This window comes from Brevibacterium sp. HMSC063G07 (genome assembly GCF_001810665.1).
Classification (GTDB): Bacteria; Actinomycetota; Actinomycetes; order Actinomycetales; family Brevibacteriaceae; genus Brevibacterium.
This window is the reverse complement of sequence record NZ_KV802366.1, coordinates 103,144-121,154: the sequence shown is the minus strand read 5'-3', so window position 1 is coordinate 121,154 and position 18,011 is coordinate 103,144. Positions and strand designations below refer to the sequence as shown.

The window sequence follows — 18,011 nt, the reverse complement described above, 5'->3', positions numbered from 1 at the left end:
TTCCATGGTGTCAAAGACGCATGAGAACGCGCTGGGGTGGGAATCGACTGAGAACAGGAACTGACCGCCTGCGGGAAGAGCCTCCGCACACGGGGCGAGCCGGGCAGTCGCGGCGTTTAGACTGTGGGGGTGTCTGTTCGCGGTATTTCCTCTGCCCTGTCCGACCTGTCTGAATTCACCGACGTCGTCGACGCGGTCGGCGAAAAGCACGGAAGCGGTGCAATCCAAGCCGTCAAGGGCCTGTGGCCGCACATCACGGCGGCCGCCGCACAGAAGCGCCCGGTTCTTGTCATCACCGCGACAGGCCGCGAGGCCGACGAGCTCGTCAATGCTCTGGCCGATCACCTCAGTCCGCGCTCCATTGCGATGTTTCCGTCGTGGGAGACCCTGCCGCACGAACGGCTTTCGCCGCGTTCGGACACCGTCGGCCAGCGTCTGTCGGTGCTGCGCCGCTTGGCCCACCCGGGCGATGTCCCCCTTTCGGTGGTCGTTGCACCCATTCGCGCTGTCACGCAGCCGCTGGTCAAGGGCCTGGGCGACCTTGAGCCGGTTGCCCTGAAAGTGGGCAGCGAAGCCGATCTGGAAGAGCTGGCCGAACGGCTTTCGGGTCTGGCCTACAGCCGTGTGGACATGGTGTCCAGGCGCGGAGAATACGCTGTGCGGGGCGGAATTCTGGACGTCTTCCCGCCGACTGACGATCACGCTCTGCGCATTGAGTTCTTCGGGGACGAAGTTGAAGAGATCCGTCCCTTCGCAGTTGCCGACCAGCGTTCGCTCGAAACCGTCGACGGCGCCCAGTATGAGCTGTGGGCCCCGCCCTGCCGTGAAGTGCTGCTGACAGAAGACGTGCGCCGCCGCGCGGCCGATCTGATTCCCGAAGTCCCCGCGGCAGCCGATCTGCTGCAGAAGATCTCCCACGGCATTGCGGCCGAGGGCATGGAGTCACTCGCCCCGGTTTTGGCCGACGGCATGGAGCCGCTCATGTCGATCCTGCCGGAGAACACCGCCGTGTTCGTCACAGCACCGCAGAAGGTCGAGGCGCGTGCTGCCGACCTCGTTGCCACAACCGAAGAGTTTTTGGCTGCAGCTTGGACATCGGCTGCCGCAGGTGCAGAAAGCCCCGTCGACCTGTCTGCCGCCAGCTTCGCAGACTACGCCGAGGTGCAGCAGGCAGCACAGGATCGCGGCTTTTCGTGGTGGGACCTGGGCGGTTTCGCAATCGACGACGAACTCGAGTCCGACCGTCTGGTGCTGACAATCGGGGCGCGTGAACCGCGCGGCTATTCCGGTGATGTCCAGGCGGTGCTGGCCGATGTCGGGCAGCACGTCAAAGACGGCTGGCAGGTGTACGTCCTCACAGAGGGCAAGGGGCCGGGCGAGCGCCTGGTGGAGGTCTTCAGCGAAGCCGACCTCCCGGCGCGCTTCGAACCTGACCTAGCCGACAAGGCCGAAGGCGCAATTCTCGTGACAACGGCGGCAGCCTACGCCGGCTTCGTCTTCGATCAGCACCACATCGCCGTATTGACAGAAGCCGAGGTGCTCGGTCGTGCCGCAGCCACTTCGACCCGGGACATGCGCCGCCTGCCCAGCCGCAGGCGACGCAACCAGGTCGACCCGCTCGACCTCAAGCCGGGTGACTATGTCGTCCACGACCAGCACGGCGTGGGCCGCTTCGTTGAACTCATGCAGCGCACCACCGGGCGCGGCAAAGACCAGCACACCCGCGAATACCTCGTCATCGAATACGCGCCCTCGAAGCGCGGCCAGCCCGGTGACCGTCTGTTCGTTCCCTCGGACGCCCTGGACCAGGTGACCCGCTATGTCGGCGGAGAAGACCCCAAGGTCAACAAGATGGGCGGTTCGGACTGGTCGAACACCAAGAAGAAGGCCCGCAAAGCCGTCAAGGAGATCGCCGGTGAGCTCATCCGCCTCTACGCGGCCCGCAGGGCGACCGTCGGCCACGCTTTCGGCCCGGACACCCCGTGGCAGCGGGAACTGGAGGACGCTTTCCCCTACGACGAAACACCGGACCAGCTGACCACCATTGACGAAGTCAAAGAGGACATGGAGAAGCAGATTCCCATGGACCGGCTGATCTGCGGTGATGTGGGCTACGGAAAAACCGAAGTCGCTGTGCGCGCCGCCTTCAAAGCCATTCAGGAAGGCAAACAGGTTGCGGTGCTCGTGCCGACAACACTGTTGGTCCAGCAGCACTACGACACCTTTTCCGAACGCTACTCCGGCTTCCCCGTCACAGTTGGGGCCATGTCGCGCTTCCAAACCCCGGCGGAAGTGCAGAAGATCAAAGACGACCTCAAAGAGGGCAAACTCGACTTGGTCATCGGAACCCACCGGCTGCTCTCGGGCGAAGTGCGCTTCAAAGACCTGGGCCTTGTCATCATCGACGAAGAGCAGCGCTTCGGGGTTGAACACAAGGAGACCCTCAAAGCGCTGCGCACAAACGTCGATGTACTGGCCATGTCCGCAACTCCGATTCCCCGCACCCTGGAAATGGCGGTCACGGGAATCCGTGAAATGTCGACTCTTGCAACCCCTCCGGAAGAGCGCCATCCCGTGCTCACCTACGTCGGCAAGTACGAAGACCGACAGGTTGCCGCCGCGATTCGCCGCGAACTGCTGCGCGAAGGTCAGGTCTTCTACATCCACAATCGCGTCCAGGACATCGAGAAGATCGCCGGCCATCTGGCGGAGCTCGTACCCGAGGCCCGCATTGCCGTAGCCCACGGCAAAATGAACGAAACCCAGCTCGAACAGGTGATTGTCGACTTCTGGGAAAAGCGCTACGACGTTCTGGTGTGCACCACGATCGTGGAGACCGGCATCGACATTTCCAACGCCAACACGCTCATCGTCGACCGCGCAGAGCGCATGGGCCTGTCCCAGCTGCACCAGCTGCGCGGCCGAGTGGGCCGTGGACGTGAGCGCGCATACGCCTACTTCCTGTATCCCAGTGACATCACGCTGACCGAAACCGCTCACGACCGCCTGCAGACGGTTGCCGCCCACACAGAACTCGGCGCGGGCATGCAGGTGGCCATGAAGGACCTCGAAATCCGCGGTGCCGGCAATCTGCTGGGCGGTCAGCAGTCCGGCCACATTGAGGGTGTCGGCTTCGACCTCTACATTCGGATGGTCGGTGAGGCGGTTGCCGACTTCAAGGGCGACGGCGAAGAAGAGCTGCCGCCCATGAAGGTCGAACTGCCCATCGACGCCCACCTGCCGACCGACTACGTCGAACACGAACGACTGCGCCTGGAGGCCTACCGCAAACTCGCTGCCGCCGAAACAGAAGAGGCGCTGCAAGAAGTCCTCGAAGAGCTCACCGACCGCTACGGCCCCTACCCGGACGAAGTTGCGGTGCTCGCGGACGTGGCGCGCCTGCGGATTCGCGCTCGCCAATCCGGCATCAGCGACATCGTCACGCAGGGCAATATGATCCGCTTCGGCCCGGCGGAACTGGCCGAATGGCAGGTGGTGCGGCTTAAGCGCCTGTATCCGAAAGCGCTCATCAAACCGGCGCTGCGCTCGATCCTCGTGCCCAAACCGGTCCGCCCCGGCAAAGGCTTCGACAAGCGCGAACTCACCGGTTCGGATCTGCTGGAGTGGTGCCGCACGCTGCTGGATCAGGTATTTCCGCTGGATGAGGCCGCATGACTGACGAGGCGCCGGAACCGGTTTCCTGGGATCCCGTGGATCCCGCTGGACTCACCTTGGCCGAAGTGCTCAGCCTGCTGCGAGCACGCTGTCCCTGGGCGGCTGCCCACACGCACGAAAGCCTGGCACCTTTCCTGCTGGAGGAGACCTATGAACTGCTCGAAGCCATCCAGCAGCACAGCGAAGCACCTGATGCGCAGAGCCTGGCAGAGCTGAAAAAAGAACTCGGCGATGTCCTCTACCAGGTGCTGTTTCACGCTGCCGTCATCGATGCACCCCAACCGCACACTCAGCCGACGGGGCAGGCTGCGCCGCCGACTTCTTTCGCCGAAGTCGAACAGCTGCTGAAAGACAAAATCGTCCGCCGCCACCGGCACGTCTTCGACTCCACCGCACCGTGGACGCTGGAGGAAGTCGAAGACATGTACGAGCGGACAAAAGCCCGCGAACGCAAAGCCGAAGGTCGCCAGGCGGTGAAAAGCTCTTTCGATTCGCTGCCGCGGACCATGCCCGCGCTGGCACGCGCGGCCGCGGTCATCGACCGAGCCCAGCGAATGGGGAGGCAACTGCAGAACCCGCCCGGCGCCTCGGCAGAAGAACAGCGGATCGGACATGAACTCCTGGCCCTGGTGCAGGAGGCGCACAGCAGGGGAGTGGACCCCGAAAAGGCCCTGCGTGCTGCTACGGAAGCCGCAGAAAAGGCCACACTGGGCCGCAGCGCCCACGAGCGCGGATAGACTTAAAGCGCACCTTTGGAGTGCGCCGGGACGACAACAACAAGGAGTACCCAGATGGCAAGAATTGATGCCGCGAACGCCCGAGAGATCCTCGACTCGCGGGGCAACCCGACGATCGAAGTTGAGATTCTGCTGGAAGACGACTCCGTCGGCACAGCAGGTGTTCCCTCGGGAGCCTCGACCGGCGAGTTCGAAGCTGTCGAACTGCGCGACGGCGACCCCGAACGCTACGACGGCAAAGGCGTCCTCGCAGCGGTCGAAGCGGTGCTGGGCGAGATCAACGACGCCATCGAAGGCGAAGAAGCCGACGAACAGCGGATCGTCGACCAGATCCTCATCGACCTTGACGGCACCGACAACAAATCGCGTCTGGGCGCAAACGCCATGCTCGGAACCTCGCTGGCAGTAGCCCGCGCACAGGCAGACTCTTCTGACCTGCCGCTGTTTCGCTACCTGGGCGGACCGAACGCACACATCATGCCGGTGCCGCTGATGAACATCCTCAACGGCGGATCCCACGCGGACTCCAACGTCGACATCCAGGAGTTCATGATCGCCCCCATCGGAGCGGCGAGCTTCCGCGAAGCACTCCGCTGGGGCACCGAGGTCTACCACGCGCTCAAGAGCGTGCTCAAGGACCGCGGCCTGTCCACAGGCCTGGGTGACGAAGGCGGATTCGCACCGAACCTCGGTTCGAACGCAGAGGCGCTCGACCTCATCCTCGAAGCGATTAAGAACGCCGGCTACCAGCCGGGCTCGGACGTTGCGCTCGCCCTCGACGTGGCCTCCTCGGAGTTCTTCTCCGATGGCGTGTACAGCTTCGAAGGCGAAAAGCGCACCGCCGAGCAGATGGCCGACTACTATGCTGATCTCGTCGACAAGTACCCCCTGGTGTCGATTGAAGACCCGCTGGATGAAAACGACTGGGACGGCTGGATTGCCATCACCGAAAAGCTCGGCGGCCGCGTGCAGCTGGTCGGCGACGACCTCTTCGTGACCAACCCCGAGCGCCTGGCTCGCGGCATCGACGAAGGTGCTGGAAACTCACTGCTGGTCAAGGTCAACCAGATCGGCACGCTCACCGAAACGTTCGACGCCGTGCAGATGGCGCAGTCGAACAACTACACCACGATGATCTCCCACCGCTCCGGTGAAACCGAAGACACGACGATCGCGGATCTCGCGGTTGCCGTCAACGCCGGGCAGATCAAGACGGGTGCCCCCGCGCGCTCGGAACGCGTGGCCAAGTACAACCGTCTGCTGGTCATCGAGGAGATCCTGGGTGACGCTGCTCGCTATGCGGGCCGCGGCGCTTTCCCGCGCTTCCAGGGATGACCTTTCGGCTGTCTTCTGCCGCTCGGCTGCGCTGAGCCTGCCGCTGTGTGAGCGGGGTGTGGAAACACACCCCGCTCTTCTTCTGTGCTGGCCCGTCCGCGCTGACCCGCCCACGACGGCTTGGCTGTGAGGTCTCTGCTTCCGTTCCTGAGTGCCGCCTGTGATAGCACTGACTGTGAACCGAATCATGCCGACACGCCAGGAACGCTTCTCCTAACATCTGGCACTGACACGGCAGACTTGTCATATTCGTGCTTCTTCCCTTCCCCTACGCACGAATGAGGTGCATATGAGCGGCGCAGACAAACGGCGCAGAAACGGCGGTTCTCGTTGGTCTGCGGCTCGTATTGCCGTCTTTTCGATCATCCTCGTGCTTTTGGCCGTCGGCTTCCTGCCCTCGGTCAGCGCGGGTGTTCGTCAGACGCAGCAGATCCGAGCGCTGGAAAAGCAGAACAGCCAGACGCAAACGGAAATCGACCAGCTCGAAAAGCGTCGCAAAGACTTCGACGACCCCGAGCACATCAAGAAGCTCGCGCGTGAAAAGCACCTGTACGCAGAAGAAGGCGAAACGCTGTATATCGTTGTCGGCGAAGACCGCGAAGACACTGCGACAGGTCAGGCCAATAAGGGGCAGGTTGACCGGCCCTGGTATCAAGAACTTGCCGAGTACATGTCGACAGTGGGAATGGCAACGGAGGATCAGTGAAGGTTTCAAGCTCGGAGCAGGACCGCGCTGTCGTAGAAGAGCAGCTGGGCCGCTTTCCCCGCGGCATGCTGGGCGTGGCTGCCCGCTCAGTGGCCGGTGAGCCGCTGGTTGTGGCAACCGCCCCGCGGTTGGAAGACGGCACGCCGTTTCCCACGGTGTACTACCTGACGCACCCGGACTACGTGCGGGAATGTTCCCGACTGGAATCCAGCGGCATCATGACCGAATGGACCGCGCAGCTGTCAGAACTGCCCGAACTCGCTGAGGCTTACCGTGCCGCGCACCGGTTCTACCTGGAAGACCGCAGGCAGATCGGTCTGGAAGCCGGAATTGCCGAAGTCGAGGAGATCAAAGACTTCTCCGCCGGGGGCATGCCCACCCGCATCAAGTGCCTGCACGCACTCGTCGCCCACTCGCTGGCCGCCGGGCCCGGCATCAATCCGATCGGTGACCGCGCACTGTCGCTCATGGACGGCGTTCCCGAGGTCGCCCGATGACCCGCGCGGCCGCCGTTGACTGCGGAACCAACTCCATTCGCCTGCTCATTGCCGATGTCGAAGGCAACAGCGTTGTCGACGTGGTCCGCTGCATGCGGATTGTTCGCCTGGGCCAGGGCGTTGATGCCACCGGCCGATTCGCTGACGAGGCACTCGAAAGGGTTTTTGCCGCCTGCGAGGAATTTGCCGCGCTCATTCGCGAACACGGCCCCATGCCGGTTCGATTCGCTGCCACTTCGGCCAGCCGCGATGTCGACAACCGCGACGAGTTCTTTGCCGGCGTGCAGCAGCGTCTGGGCATCACCCCGGAGGTCATCAGCGGAGATGACGAGGCGGCGCTGAGCTTCCTCGGTGCGACCGCGGGTGTCGGTTCGCGCATTGACGCGGGACTGCCCCAGCCGGTTCTCGTCATGGACCTAGGCGGAGGCTCCACCGAACTCGTCGTCGGCACGGGGGCCGTAGAAGCGGGGTATTCGATGAACATCGGCTGCGTGCGCATGACCGAACGCCACATCACGTCCGACCCCGTGAGCGCAGACGACATCGCAGCTGTTGAAGCTGATGTCGACGCCGCGTTCGATGAAGCAGCCAAGCACGTCAACATCGCATCCGCAGAAGCACTCGTGGGAGTGGCAGGAACCATCACCACGATCACTGCCGCCGCACTCGGCCTTGACGCCTATCAGCCGGACGTCATCCACGGTGCGCAGCTGCGCCGCGAACAAGCAGACCGGGCAGTCGAGGGCCTACTTGCGGCCACCTCGGCAGACCGTGCACAGCTGCCGTACATGCACCCCGGCCGCGTCGACGTGATCGTCGGCGGGGCGATTGTGTACCGCCGCCTGGTCCACAGGATCGAACAGGCTGCAGGTCACAGCATTCCGCTGATCACATCGGAGGCAGACATTCTCGACGGCATCGCCATCGACCTGGCCCGGCGGTCGGCCTGACCATGCTGGCAGTGTCGGTTATCAAGCGAGCCGCGGCCACGGCGGCCGTCACCGCTGTGGTCCTCAGCGCCGGAACAGTCCAGCCGGCCGCAGCTGTCGAACCCAGCGCCGGTCAGTGGTTTGCCGAAGACCTCGGCCTGGAAGAGGCATGGAAGACCTCAACCGGCAAAGGCGTCAAAGTTGCCGTCATCGATTCGGGAACCGATGACGGCCACGAAAACCTCAAAGACCGCGTGGTCGCTGCAAAAGACTTCTCCGGGGCGAAGAAGGACGGCACAACACCGGTCGGCCCCCAAGAGACAATCCACCACGGCACGGCAGTCGCCGGTGTCATTGCAGGCACAGGCAAGGGCGTTGGGCCGGTGGGCATCGCCCCGGACGCTCGCATCATGTCGGCCTCCATCTGGCTGGGCTCAGACACACCCGACGAATCCGACAGCCGCGACCAAGCCGCCGATGCGGTCAAATGGGCTGCCGACAACGGTGCCAAAGTCATCAATATGTCACTGGGGTGGGACGACCCGGCCTGGCCCGAATCGTGGGACAAGGCATTCATGCACGCCTACAAAAAGGACGCGCTCGTCATCGCCTGTGTCGGCAACGCCTCGCAGGGGGCCAAACGCGTGTGGTCGCCTGCAACCGTGCCCGGTGTCATCGGGGTCGGCGGCATCGGCCGCAATGGAAAGGTCGACAAACAGTCGTCAGCCCCCGGCGTCGACGTCGACCTCATGGCCCCGTCCCAGGGCATTCCCGTCCCGCTGACCGGAGGAAACTACGGAACGGCCGAAGGGTGCTCCTTCGCTGCGCCGATCGTCGCCGCAACAGCGGCCCTCATCCGATCCGCCCACCCCGAGTACACGGCTGATCAGACCGCCGAAGCACTGCGCTCAACCGCCGCGGCCGTAAAAGACCACGACGGAGTGACATCCGGGGATGACTTCGACACCACGGTCGGCTATGGGCGCATACGCCCCGTCGAAGCGCTCAAAGCGGACATCGACAAAGCGCCGTCAGCAGAAAAAGCGCTCAGTGAGTGGATTCACATGCACAGGCGAGCAGAAGCAGAATCGAAGAAAAAAGACGAACCAGACTCCACCTCGGCCCCGGCAACCCATGCCAGCGGAACACTGACAGAAGTGCAGCCCCGCGATGCCCGCAGCGGTCCCGCGGTGCTGGCTATCCTGCTTGCCGCAGGCGCGACATCAGCCGGAATCGGCGTGGCCGCGGGCCTTCGCAACCGCGGTCGCAAGCACTGAGCCGTTTGGGTCTAGACTGGGGGCATGGCTTTGATTCGCAACAGCAAACTACGTCCTCGTGTCCTCATCGTCGGCGGCGGTTACCTGGGTCTCGTCACAGCCCAGAACCTCCTGAAGAACCTCGGTCGCGGAGAAGCAACCGTCACCGTTGTCGACCCGAACCCGTACATGACGTACGCGCCGTTCCTGCCGGAAGTTGCCGGCGGTTCGATTGAAGCGCGCCACGCCATCGTCCCTCTGCGCCGCAACCTCAAGGGCGCAGAGGTCGTCATCGGCTCCGTCCGCAACATCAACCACGCTGAAAAGTTCGTCACCATCGAACCCGAAGGCGACGAAGCGTTTGAACTCGACTACGACTACATTGTTCTGGCCGCCGGTGCTGTGGCACGCGCACTGCCAATTCCGGGTCTGGCTGACGAAGCCATCGGACTCAAGCGGATCGAAGAAGCCGTCGCCCTGCGCGACCACGTGCTCAACCGCCTTGACGAAGCTGCCCTCATGGAAGACGACGAAGAGCGCCGCAAGGCTCTGACGTTCGTGTTCGTCGGCGGTGGATTCGCCGGCATCGAAGCCCTTGCAGAACTCGAAGACATGGTCCGCGCCGGTGTTCGCGAACGCGAAACCCTCACCGATGCCGACGTGCGCTTCGTCCTGGTCGAAGCCATGCCGCGCGTTATGCCGGAAGTCGGCGAAGCCCAGGCCCGCTGGGTTGTCGAGCACCTGCGCTCTCGCGGCATCGACGTGTACCTCGAAACCTTCCTGGAAGACTGCACCGACAAGGTCTGCAAGCTCTCCAACGGCGAACAGTTCACCGCCGACACCATTGTGTGGAACGCCGGTGTCAAGGCCAATCCGCTGCTGGTCGACTCTGACCTTCCGCTGGATGATCGCGGTCGCGTCACGGTGCGCGCAGACCTGCGGGTCGAAGATGAAAACGGCGTTGTCGAAGGCGCTTGGGCTGCCGGTGACAACGCTGCTGTTCCAGACCTCACCGGTGACGGCCCCGGCGGTTTCTGCGTGCCGAACGCTCAGCACGCCGTCCGGCAGGCCCCGGTCCTGGCTGCAAACCTGCTGGCTTCGCTGCGCGGCGAAACCGAGTTCAAGCAGTACTACCACAAGTCACTCGGCGTTGTCGCCGGCATGGGTCTGTGGAAGGGTGTTTCGCAGATGGGCAAGACCGAACTGCGCGGCCCCGTTGCCTGGGCTATGCACCGCGCCTACCACGGCTACGCCATTCCATCCTTTGACCGCAAGGTTCGCGTGTTCGTCAACTGGGGACTCAACCTGATTCTCGGCCGCGACCTCACCCCGGTCAAGGACCTCGACGTGCCGCGGAAGAACTTTGTCGAAGCCGCTAACTCAAAGCCCGCACCCAAGAAGTGACGCGCTGATCTGAAAGGCTGATTGCCAGCCTGCCTGATCACTCACGAGGCGGGGCCACCGACATCCGGTGGCCCCGCCTTATGTTGTTGGTGGGGTGGGACCCACAGTTAGTCGGCAGCTTCTTCGAGACATTGTCCGACAAATTGCAAGCTTTAATGAGGTCGGCCGTGTCGATCAATCTGCGGGCAGTGATTCTGCGGACGCGTCGTTCTTCTGGATCATCAACACATTGGATGCTTCTTTCAATCTGGGCGAGTTCGTGGGATATTGCTCAGCGCCGCTCTGTTTGTAGTAGCCGGCTGTGCATTCGCAGTGTTGTTCCGTTCGCGACAGCGTGAAAGGGCGCGGGACTTCTGCCTAGTGGAGGTGATGTCGTCTCGTTGTCGAAGAAACCGCCGAGGGTGTTGCATGCTTGGGAAGCTAACCCCACCCACTGTCATGAGAGCCAGGGAAATTGCACTGCCTGTAGTGCTTGATGGATAAGTGGGTTAAAGGTTTCGCCCCGGCGATAAGAGCCTCTGGGCTCTTCCTTGCGATAGCTTGGGAAGTCATTTTTGTCAGGACGTGGCGCGATCGTATGGACTTAGTGGTTCTGAGCGGTCATACTGGGAGTACCGAGGTCCGGCGTTCCGAATAGTTACCGTATGGTTGGCGTAGCTCAGTAATCACTGAGAGTAGGGCGCCGGGCCGTTATCATTCCTAGTGAAGTTCCAGTAGGTCCCTTCCGGGCGCCACGTTCGTGACCTAAAGGTATCGAAATCCCTGGACGGGTTCGCCTTCGCGTTCATAAGATGCCTACCAATTGCCCCCGCCGTCATATCGGCTAGTTGGATGCCGCGATTTACTTTCGAGTCGTCAAACTTGACGGAGTGCACGGTTCCCGGAACGTCGCGGTTCACTAACCCCATCAGGTACTGATTATCTGGGATGTCGAAAGCAGCTAGATCGTTTCCGTCGATGATGATCTTGGCATTCGTGATCTGTCCCCAGTTGCGCTCGAGTAGCATCTTGATCAGGTAAGACTTCAGTGCGTTGCCGTTGTTGCGAAGTTTAGGGCTGTGTATGAGTTCCTTGTCCGCGTAGATCGCACGCACAGCGAAGTCGAGTGATTTGATGAGGTCGAAGTAGAGACGTTTTGTCTTGTCCTTGGTGTTGTTGTATTTGAACTCCACTCGGTGGCTGCGTTTAGCTGCGCATTGTTCTGAGATGGACTTGAGGTTCTCGATCTGTTTGGGATCGCGGAAAATACATGCGGACATCACGATATAGCGGCTCGAACCCTTGTTGAGTTGCATCCCGGGGTCACCAGAATCGTCGATGAATACCCACATGTCTGGTGGGCCTGCAGGTGTTTTTAAGGCTAGTGCTGGTGGGTTGGGGCGTCTGCTGTAGGCAGAGAAGCTGTCGGCCATTGTCATGGGCTTCCCAATCACTGGTGGGGCTCTTCGTCCCGCCTGCTGGCGGCTTCGCCCTCAGCGTTGAGGGCCCGTTCGCCCCTGTGCGTTGCTAGGTAGGAGTGCAGCCGGTTACGCGGTGGGGCTGGGATCTTCTCGGCTTCGTCGGCTTCGCTCGGTGTTCCTACGGCTTGCGAATCAGATGATGAAGTGTCATTGCAGTCTCCTGTCGTCGACGGTTCTTCCACGAGCGACAAGATCAGCGCGTCCAAGGCGTCACGCTGACGCAAGGTCAGACGCTCAGTCCCCGACGGCGGCACCCACGGCTCCTCCGCGGGATTCCCAAGCATTCCCTGTAGCATACCGACGGACACGCCGAGACTGTCAGCCAGCGCGGTCATTGTCTTCGGCCGAGGAGCCGCGCCTCGGACAGTCCGACTGATAGTCGTCGTGTGCACGCCAGACGCAACGCTCCATTGGCGCATGGATGGTTCGTTTGTCCTCGGGTCGAGGAAACCTGCCCGCCGCATGGCTGCCTGGAGTGGCTTAGGAATGTCGTTGCTCACGTCTGTAATGTCCATCTGTCTAGGGGGGGAATTCGCAACACACAGCCTAACCGTCTTCTCCGCGTATTCCATGATTGTAATTACGGTGTTCCGCTTGCTGGTGAGTATTTGCCTTGTGATGTGGTGGAGCATGAGGAAGCGGTGTTGTGTCCACATTGAAGGGCAACGTGTTGGAGTTTTGTGTGCCTGTTTGGCGGCAACTAACGGATGGGAAACCTGCCGAGCACGTACAGCTGAAGGGCGCGCATAATTCGTACCGCGCTGGGGGGGAGTCACCGGTAACAAAACAGTCTACGTGGCGGTTATTGATTTCAGCGCGTGGTCGGGAGAAGCGGTCCCGGCAAGCTGGGTCGTTAAGGATGAAGAAACCCTGCTTGAACCCATCGTCCCCGAGACATCAGGACCTGAGCCGGTGGGCCGAGCGGCGACGCACCGGTCCCTGCTGGTTGGATGAAACAAGACACGTTGAAATTGCTGAGGCCGTTCTGCGGTCGTCTTTGAAGCTCAACATCTGTGTCTTTTGGCAACACGCTAGTCTGGTGTTGTCGATGGCTACAGCGTGTGTGGCCGTTGGCTTATATACAGCTGGGCGCGTTCGTGTATCAAGTATTTACAAGCTGGTAGGGGAGTGAGACATAATGCGCCGGCCGGATGCTTTGGACGAGATTACGAGCGAAGTGCGGGCGCTTGTCGTGCAGGAACTCGGGCTCACCGACGATGATTTGTCGATCCCGGATTCTCTGATCCGAGACAACGAAACGCATGCGGCCTTCGAAATGCTGCGGACAGAGACTTGCCACGAAGGGATTATTTGGCCGGATCACCTGGTTAAGCAGTTCCGTGAACTTCCGGAGCGGTTTGATCTTGGGCGAGAGTTTGATGAGTTCATGAAGTGGCAGGACGAAATCCGAGCGAAGAAGAACGCGACTGCCTCAGAGCCTGTCTCTTAACCACATACAGCAGATAAAGATAGTGAACCCACCCGAGTTATCTGGGTGGGTTTTCTTATACCCAAAAGTTGAGTTTCCCCTAAACCGTCAGGGGCACATGGCGGGAACAGACTGCGCGCGTTCGTGCGGCATGAATGGAGGACGCATGTCTGACACCTTCGGACGAGGCGCTTTGCTTCCGTGTCCTTCTACGCCAACTCGCCATCTGAAAGGAGATGCGTCAACCCTGGTCTTCGGTTTCTTCGTCCGCGCGCTGCATCAGCACACCGAGTTGCTCAGAATGTGAGTGCAATCTGTCGATGGCTGTCTCCAAGGGCGCACTTACCTCGGCCTCGAGAGCCTTCACAAACTTCAGTCCAAAACTCGAGTCTGGATTTCGGCCCAAATCTCGGTTAGAGAGAACTTCCGACCTCAAAGCCTCAATCGCGCCTGCGCCGTTGTTTAATGTGCGCGACAGAATGATGTCTTCAGCGTGCGGAATATCCACCAGATCCAAGACGTACAGGTGAGACACCTCCATTGAGGCCGCAAGCCTCTGCACAGGGTCGAAGCACTCAAGCCATTGCTCAATGAAGCGGTGGCAGAGCGTGGAATCGGCAGGAGCGATTTCCTCCTCCAGAACTTCTATGACCAGAGAAATCGACATGTCGTCCGCAATCTTGAGTGCATCAGAGAAGTCATCGTGTAGTGACGCCGAGATCGCCTGAATCAGTCGAGCCTTGCTGTCTGACCTGCTCATTGCTGACCTCCCTTTCTTGGCCTCAATGTCCGCAACTGAGTGCTTCGTGCCCACATTTTGCACAAACTTTGGCAGCGCTGGTGTGGTTCGGCAGCGGCACACCGGTTAGCAACAAAAACACCCTTTAGCCGGAATCCACCCCTTAGCCGCAGGAAAACTCCCCTTAGCCGGAAAGTGTCGCCGTAGAAGCTGTTGCTAAGGCGCAGAATCCGGCTGTCGGGTGTGGGATCGCATGCGCTGTGCGGATACAGAAAGTCCCCCCAGTGGGACTCGAACCCACACTGAATCGATTTTAAGTCGACTGCCTCTGCCGATTGGGCTATAGGGGGAGTTGTGCGAATGTGGCCCGGGTACGGGCCCGCACGGCTTCATCGAGCTTAGCAGGACAGCTCCGAGCGCCGCCCGGTCCGGCCGTTCATCTGTCGTCAATCTGGGTGCGTAGAGTGGACACGAGAACCGAGCGAAGGAGCCAGAATGCACCCCCATCCGAAAGAGAACCTGCGCGAGTACATTGACAAGCTGCGCACGGAAGGCTACACGGTAGTGGATGGGCACACTCCTGACCCCCACCTGATCAGCCCCGAGGGCAAAGCCGTCGAAACCTGGCGCGAAGGCTACCCGTACGACACCCTGATGGACCGGGAAGCCTACGAGATCGAAAAGTACAAGCTGCAGATCGAACTGCTGAAGTACCAGTACTTTGCCGAAGACAACGGTCTGCGCAATGTCATCGTGTTCGAAGGCAGGGACGCCGCCGGCAAGGGCGGAACCATCAAGCGCTTCACCGAGCACCTCAATCCGCGCTCAGCCCGCACGGTGGCACTGGCAAAACCCACAGAAGAAGAAGCGGGTCAGTGGTATTTCCAGCGCTATATTCGACACCTGCCCACGCGCGGGGAGATCGTCATGTTCGACCGCTCCTGGTACAACCGGGCCAATGTCGAGCGCGTTATGGGCTTCTGCACCGACGACGAATACGAAGTCTTCATGCGCCAGGCGCCGGAATTTGAGCGCATGCTCGTCGAATCGGGCATCCACCTGACCAAGTTCTGGTTCTCGGTGACGGAAGCTGAACAGCGCACCCGCTTTGCCATCCGACAGATTGACCCTGTGCGCCAGTGGAAGCTCTCGCCGATGGACCTGGAATCACTCGGCCGCTGGGATGACTACACGGTGGCCAAAGAGCAGACCTTCCTGCGCACCGACACGGACCACGCACCGTGGATTTCGGTGAAATCCAACGACAAGAAGCGCGCCCGTCTCAACGCCATGCGCTACTTCCTCAATACCGTCGACTACGACGACAAGGACACCAGCGTCGTCTACGCGCCCGACTCCAACATCGTCATGCGCGGCATCGAAGCTGTCGGCGACTGATCTGAACGCAGCTGCCGCAGATGCACGAGGCGGGGCCGGAGAAATCTCCAACCCCGCCTCATGCGTGTGATTGCCCGAAGGTCAGTCCTTCTGCTGTACCTCAGACGGTTCGGCGGGCTTTTTGCTCAGGGAGTAGTCGGCGTCCTTTTTGCGCAGGCCGCTTTTCTTCTCTTTCTTCTTCTGTGCGCTGTGGGCGTCTTTTCCAGTCGAGGTGATGTCTTCGGGAGTGTATTCCTCGGTCGGCTGGTCTTCACTCTGACGCTTGTCATCACGTGCAGTGGCCGCGGAGCTCGGGGCCGGTGCGACAGTTTCCGTCTTCTTCGCCGGCTGTGCCTTGCCCTGTGTCTTCTTCTTCGCTTTGCGCTGCTTCTTGTTCTTAGCTTCGCTTTGGCGGTTGTAGTTGTTCTGGCGCTCGCGCAGCGATTTCACGGCTGCGCGAGCCTTCTTGCGGCGACCGTGGCCGATGAACGACAGACCAATGAGCAGGCCCGATGCCAGCAGGATGATGGCACCGGAGGCAATGCCGGCGTCCATCCAGAACGTCTGCGGGAACAGGCGGATGAGCGAGTCGTCGATGTAGAACTCCCACGTGCCCGCTGAGAAGAACAGACTGTGGAAGCCGCGGAAGAAGCCGTCCCAGCTGACGAGGGCGAGGACTCCCAGGACCAGAATCGACACGAGGGTGAGGACAGCGCCGAAGCGGACGCCGATGCGCAGGCCCGGTCCGTGGGGGCGGCTGAGATACAGACCGGCGAGCACAGCGCCGATGAGTCCGATGATCGCCACCAGCGTGAGGATCTGGACAAGACCCTTGACATCCGCCATGTGTGCGACTTCGGCCTCGTTGAACACGGGCACGCCGTTGCCGGCGACGACATCGGCCAGATACCGCTTGGAGTCGGCGTTGTACAGGTAGTCGACGGTGTAGGACCCGAAGTGCAGGCGGTCGGAGTCGCTGAAGCCGAATTCGTCAGCGGGGAAGCCGGGCCGGTGGAAGTACTCGAACTTCAGGAACAGTCCGGAGGCCACCGTGCGGACTGCCACCGCGAGCGTGATGAAGGGAACGGCGAGGATGACCCACGCGGTTGCCACAACATCGAAGAACGTGAACTTGCGGTACAGGCGCGTTTGGCTGAGCAGTTCGACCGGCGTCTGTTCGGCTTTGGCTGTGCGACCGGCCCCCCGATCGCCAAGGTAGCGCCACTCTTCTTCCGACAGCGCGGTGGGCCTGCGGACTCGCGGCTCCTGTCGGCGCACCGGCGGATACGCCTCGTACTGCGCGGTGTCGCCGAGTTCTTCGGGCCGGTCGACCGATTTGGCACTGCGCGAATCTTCGCTGCGCTCGGCAGCGTCGGCCTGCGTGTTCTCAGCGGTCTTCATCCGCTTGGACACGAGGTCGTCGGAGCTTTCTGGAGTGTTCGATTTTTCAGCCACAGAACCATGGTGCCAACTGTGGGCCGCCAGCGCTTGGATGACACGCGCAATCAGCACCTACAGCGGGCGTGCGGGGGCTTAAGACAGCACTGCGGACAACAGCACAATCGTGGGAAACGCGAGGATCGTTGTGACGAACACGGCATCGCGCACGAGCGTTTCTGCCATGCGATAGCGCATGGAGTAAACATAGACGTTCTGAGCTGTCGGCAGGGCGGATGTGACGACGATGGCCAAGAGGTCAACGCCGGTGAAGCCGAGCAGCGGGCCGCCGATCAGCCATGCGATGAGCGGCTGAACGGCAAGTTTGACCACCGTGATGAGGGTCAGATCCGTACGTGTTCCGCGGGCCGGCAGCGCCCAACCGTCCTTGAGGGAAATGCCGAACGCCAGCAGGGTCAGCGGAACGGAGGTCGCGCCGATCATCGACACGGGATCGTGGATGACCTGGGGCAGACGCAGACCGGTGAGAGCGAAGAACAGGCCGACGGCCGCGCCGATGAGAATCGGGTTGCGGATCACCTGCAGAAGGGGAGTCCACCAGCGGGTGAGAGTCCCGGCGCGCTTTGCCTGGTGAATGTCGAGAATCACCATGCCCAACGGTGCGAGGATCACCAGTTGGAACAGCATAATCGGCGGAACGTACGAACTGGACTTCAGAACGTAGATCGCGATCGGAATTCCCAGGTTGCCGATGTTGACATACGACACCGCCCAGCCGGTCATCACCGCCCGGCCCAGAGACCGGTTCTTGAAGTACGAGAATGTGAACATTGCCGTGCCGACGAGCGCTGCCGAACCCGCCGTGGCGAAGATGGCGGGGGAGAAGATCCGCTGAAGCGGAGCTTCGGCAATCAAGTCGTACAGCAGCGCCGGAGTGGACACGTAGAAGACGGTGGAGGCCAGAACCCTCTGCCCCTGTGAGCCGAGAACTCCGCTGCGACCCAAGAGGAAGCCCACGAAGATGATGAAGCCGATGACGGCGAAGCCTTCGAGAGCGCCGAGCACAGAA

At 61.5% G+C, this 18,011-nt stretch carries 15 protein-coding genes and 1 tRNA gene; 10 read left to right on the top strand and 6 right to left on the bottom strand.

Annotated features, from left to right (window positions below; genetic code table 11):
- Window positions 1-129: 129 nt before the first annotated feature.
- The 8 genes from mfd to HMPREF2757_RS11090 all read left to right on the top strand — a co-directional run bounded on the left by mfd (window position 130) and on the right by HMPREF2757_RS11090 (window position 10,539).
- Window positions 130-3,675: a transcription-repair coupling factor gene (gene mfd / locus HMPREF2757_RS11125; protein ID WP_070576832.1), complete on the top strand. Its 3,546-nt coding sequence runs from the start codon at window positions 130-132 to the stop codon at window positions 3,673-3,675.
- A complete protein-coding gene (locus tag HMPREF2757_RS11120; RefSeq protein WP_070576829.1) occupies window positions 3,672-4,412 on the top strand; it encodes a MazG nucleotide pyrophosphohydrolase domain-containing protein in 741 nt (246 codons plus the stop codon). Before mfd ends, HMPREF2757_RS11120 begins: the two co-directional genes overlap by 4 nt.
- 54 nt (window positions 4,413-4,466) lie before the next feature.
- Window positions 4,467-5,747 (top strand): phosphopyruvate hydratase, encoded by a 1,281-nt coding sequence (gene eno / locus HMPREF2757_RS11115; protein ID WP_070576826.1) that lies wholly within the window; start codon window positions 4,467-4,469, stop codon window positions 5,745-5,747.
- A gap of 289 nt (window positions 5,748-6,036) precedes the next feature.
- Window positions 6,037-6,453, top strand: coding sequence for an FtsB family cell division protein (locus tag HMPREF2757_RS11110; RefSeq protein ID WP_070576822.1), 417 nt, complete (start codon window positions 6,037-6,039; stop codon window positions 6,451-6,453).
- Window positions 6,450-6,950 carry a DUF501 domain-containing protein gene (locus HMPREF2757_RS11105; RefSeq protein WP_070576818.1) on the top strand — a complete coding sequence of 167 codons (501 nt, stop codon included), beginning with the start codon at window positions 6,450-6,452 and terminating at the stop codon, window positions 6,948-6,950. The genes HMPREF2757_RS11110 and HMPREF2757_RS11105 overlap by 4 nt, the downstream gene beginning before the upstream one ends.
- The gene (locus HMPREF2757_RS11100) at window positions 6,947-7,900 is read left to right on the top strand and encodes a Ppx/GppA phosphatase family protein (RefSeq protein WP_070576816.1); all 954 of its coding nucleotides are present in this window, start codon (window positions 6,947-6,949) and stop codon (window positions 7,898-7,900) included. The genes HMPREF2757_RS11105 and HMPREF2757_RS11100 overlap by 4 nt, the downstream gene beginning before the upstream one ends.
- An 11-nt stretch (window positions 7,901-7,911) precedes the next feature.
- Window positions 7,912-9,156 (top strand): S8 family serine peptidase, encoded by a 1,245-nt coding sequence (locus HMPREF2757_RS11095; protein ID WP_070576896.1) that lies wholly within the window; start codon window positions 7,912-7,914, stop codon window positions 9,154-9,156.
- A gap of 24 nt (window positions 9,157-9,180) precedes the next feature.
- Window positions 9,181-10,539, top strand: coding sequence for an NAD(P)/FAD-dependent oxidoreductase (locus tag HMPREF2757_RS11090; RefSeq protein ID WP_070576813.1), 1,359 nt, complete (start codon window positions 9,181-9,183; stop codon window positions 10,537-10,539).
- A 665-nt stretch (window positions 10,540-11,204) separates the two neighbouring features.
- Here the strand turns inward: HMPREF2757_RS11090 and HMPREF2757_RS11085 are convergent.
- Both HMPREF2757_RS11085 and HMPREF2757_RS12050 read right to left on the bottom strand, forming a co-directional pair.
- Window positions 11,205-11,957, bottom strand: a complete 753-nt coding sequence (locus HMPREF2757_RS11085) for a DUF3800 domain-containing protein (RefSeq protein WP_141750267.1) — start codon at window positions 11,955-11,957, stop codon at window positions 11,205-11,207.
- Window positions 11,958-11,968: 11 nt separating this feature from the next.
- On the bottom strand, window positions 11,969-12,283 hold the full coding sequence (locus HMPREF2757_RS12050) for a hypothetical protein (RefSeq protein WP_141750266.1): 315 nt from the start codon (window positions 12,281-12,283) through the stop codon (window positions 11,969-11,971).
- Between the two features lie 854 nt (window positions 12,284-13,137).
- Between HMPREF2757_RS12050 and HMPREF2757_RS11075 the strand changes: the two genes are divergently transcribed.
- Window positions 13,138-13,449, top strand: a complete 312-nt coding sequence (locus HMPREF2757_RS11075; RefSeq protein WP_070576807.1) for a hypothetical protein — start codon at window positions 13,138-13,140, stop codon at window positions 13,447-13,449.
- A gap of 220 nt (window positions 13,450-13,669) precedes the next feature.
- Here HMPREF2757_RS11075 and HMPREF2757_RS11070 read toward each other — a convergent pair whose 3' ends face one another.
- Together HMPREF2757_RS11070 and HMPREF2757_RS11065 are read right to left on the bottom strand one after the other, a co-directional pair.
- Window positions 13,670-14,188: a hypothetical protein gene (locus tag HMPREF2757_RS11070; RefSeq protein ID WP_070576804.1), complete on the bottom strand. Its 519-nt coding sequence runs from the start codon at window positions 14,186-14,188 to the stop codon at window positions 13,670-13,672.
- A gap of 255 nt (window positions 14,189-14,443) precedes the next feature.
- A tRNA-Leu gene (locus HMPREF2757_RS11065) sits at window positions 14,444-14,517 on the bottom strand.
- A 145-nt stretch (window positions 14,518-14,662) separates the two neighbouring features.
- On the opposite strand from HMPREF2757_RS11065, the gene ppk2 reads away from it, so the two are divergent.
- Window positions 14,663-15,565 (top strand): polyphosphate kinase 2, encoded by a 903-nt coding sequence (gene ppk2 / locus HMPREF2757_RS11060; protein WP_070576801.1) that lies wholly within the window; start codon window positions 14,663-14,665, stop codon window positions 15,563-15,565.
- 81 nt (window positions 15,566-15,646) lie between these two features.
- Here the strand turns inward: ppk2 and HMPREF2757_RS11055 are convergent, their stop codons facing one another.
- Window positions 15,647-16,999: a TIGR01906 family membrane protein gene (locus HMPREF2757_RS11055; RefSeq protein WP_070576799.1), complete on the bottom strand. Its 1,353-nt coding sequence runs from the start codon at window positions 16,997-16,999 to the stop codon at window positions 15,647-15,649.
- A gap of 78 nt (window positions 17,000-17,077) precedes the next feature.
- Window positions 17,078-18,007, bottom strand: a complete 930-nt coding sequence (locus HMPREF2757_RS11050) for an AEC family transporter (RefSeq protein ID WP_070576796.1) — start codon at window positions 18,005-18,007, stop codon at window positions 17,078-17,080.
- Between the last annotated feature and the right edge of the window lie 4 nt (window positions 18,008-18,011).

Bases quoted from the DNA above. Each gene is read 5' to 3' on its own strand.
- HMPREF2757_RS11070 (WP_070576804.1), bottom strand. From the start codon at position 14,188: ATGAGCAGGTCAGACAGCAAGGCTCGACTGATTCAGGCGATCTCGGCG.
- HMPREF2757_RS11085 (WP_141750267.1), bottom strand. From the start codon at position 11,957: ATGACAATGGCCGACAGCTTCTCTGCCTACAGCAGACGCCCCAACCCA.
- HMPREF2757_RS11075 (WP_070576807.1), top strand. From the start codon at position 13,138: ATGCGCCGGCCGGATGCTTTGGACGAGATTACGAGCGAAGTGCGGGCG.
- HMPREF2757_RS11120 (WP_070576829.1), top strand. From the start codon at position 3,672: ATGACTGACGAGGCGCCGGAACCGGTTTCCTGGGATCCCGTGGATCCC.
- HMPREF2757_RS11110 (WP_070576822.1), top strand. From the start codon at position 6,037: ATGAGCGGCGCAGACAAACGGCGCAGAAACGGCGGTTCTCGTTGGTCT.
- ppk2 (WP_070576801.1), top strand. From the start codon at position 14,663: ATGCACCCCCATCCGAAAGAGAACCTGCGCGAGTACATTGACAAGCTG.
- eno (WP_070576826.1), top strand. From the start codon at position 4,467: ATGGCAAGAATTGATGCCGCGAACGCCCGAGAGATCCTCGACTCGCGG.
- HMPREF2757_RS11090 (WP_070576813.1), top strand. From the start codon at position 9,181: ATGGCTTTGATTCGCAACAGCAAACTACGTCCTCGTGTCCTCATCGTC.
- HMPREF2757_RS12050 (WP_141750266.1), bottom strand. From the start codon at position 12,283: ATGCTTGGGAATCCCGCGGAGGAGCCGTGGGTGCCGCCGTCGGGGACT.
- HMPREF2757_RS11100 (WP_070576816.1), top strand. From the start codon at position 6,947: ATGACCCGCGCGGCCGCCGTTGACTGCGGAACCAACTCCATTCGCCTG.